We start from the raw sequence: 1,541 nt of genomic DNA, 5'->3' as shown, positions 1-1,541 counted from the left end.
GGTTAAAGATCCTGAGGTTTATTCTCTTTTTGAATTTACTTTAGAACTGGCTGAAAAACATTTGCACGTGCTTAGAGATATTTTTAAAGATGAAAAATTAGATTTGCCGATTGGCTTTACTGATAAAGATGTAAACCTAGATGCTCCCCCTTTGTTTACGGACACCTTTTGGTTAGTGTATATACACGAAATGACCATGCACGGGTTGGCTGGATATAGTATATCTTTTAGTGTTTCAGCACGCAAAGATATACGTGACCATTATTATCAATGCAATATTGATGCGATGGACCTTTATAATAAATCGATTGAAATTCTTATATCGAAAGGTATTTATCAACGATCTCCCTACTTTTCTAAAACAGAAAGAGGTCAATCGATTACAGAATGGGGATATGTTATGGACTTATTCGGAGACAAAAGACAGCTGAACTCAATGGAAGCTGGAAATGTTTATTTTAACTTAAAAAAGAGTATCGCAGCTAAAGCGCTTGTGAATGGCTTCAAACAGGTAATGAAAGATAAAGATATCCATAGCTTTATGGAGGAATGTTTGCACACAGCCAGTAAGAATATAAGCATTTTTTCTTCTTTACTTCAACAAGAAAACCTGCAGTCTCCACACTTGATGGATGCTGAAATTACAAATTCTGACGTAGCCCCATTTTCTGATAAACTAATGGTATTTCATGCGGGATTTTTGTTTCATTTAGCTACTACATATTATGCTGCAGCTATGATAACTAGTATGAGAATAGACGTAGCCGGACATTGTGATGCTTCTATTTTAAGGGATTTGAAAACCATCTCTTCTTTTGGCCGAATAATGATCAAAAAAGGATGGATCGAAAAACTGCCAAGAGCAGATGATTGGAAAGAATTGTCTTAATATCCTGCGAACTTACCTGTAAATAAAAAACATCACGCAGAGCGTGATGTTTTTTAAAGTGATTCAATTTTAGTCAGGTGCAGCTGTTTATTGCTGTAGGAAACGGTATAGGTTCGATAATACTCTTTTTCCTGACTTTGACCGTTCGTTGTAATTGAAATGACTTCTTTCGTTTGGATTGTATAGACCGCTTCGTTCTCTTCTTCACTCACAGATTCCACGTCTAATACCGAATAATCAACGAGTTCTTCTCGAATGTCTCTTTCGTACAGCATTTTCACAAGCTGCTTTTGATCATTCCACAAAACACTATCCCGCTGGATATAAGGCTGTACGTGTTCAAATTTATTCGTGTTAATGGACTTTGTTAAATCTCGCAAATAATGTTCAATGAAAATATCCGCTGTTTCTTGATCAACTTTTTGGATGTTTTTTAAATTAAAATCTTTTTCTTCCTTCTCTTCTTTTTCTTTTTCACCTTCTTTAAAATCGTCGATTCGCTGAGAACTGTTTTTGCTGATGGCATACGTTTTATTATTCTCTTTGAAAACCAAGATTTCTTCCTTTTCGCCTTTTTCATTTGTGCGGGTAGATTCACCTTGATATGAAATATCACTAGAAGGATTAATTGACTTTACGTATTTGATATATT

General features: G+C 35.0%; 2 protein-coding genes. One reads left to right on the top strand and one right to left on the bottom strand.

The window, feature by feature from the left end; translation table 11 throughout:
- Positions 1-889: DUF3231 family protein (locus AC1DRF_RS27320; RefSeq protein WP_477742224.1), on the top strand; the 889-nt coding region annotated here is incomplete at its 5' end.
- A gap of 53 nt (positions 890-942) precedes the next feature.
- Here AC1DRF_RS27320 and AC1DRF_RS27315 read toward each other — a convergent pair.
- Positions 943-1,541: TcaA NTF2-like domain-containing protein (locus tag AC1DRF_RS27315; protein ID WP_477742223.1), on the bottom strand; the 599-nt coding region annotated here is incomplete at its 5' end.

This window comes from Priestia sp. P5_B4 (assembly GCF_056400385.1).
This window is presented reverse-complemented; position numbering and strand designations above follow the sequence as displayed.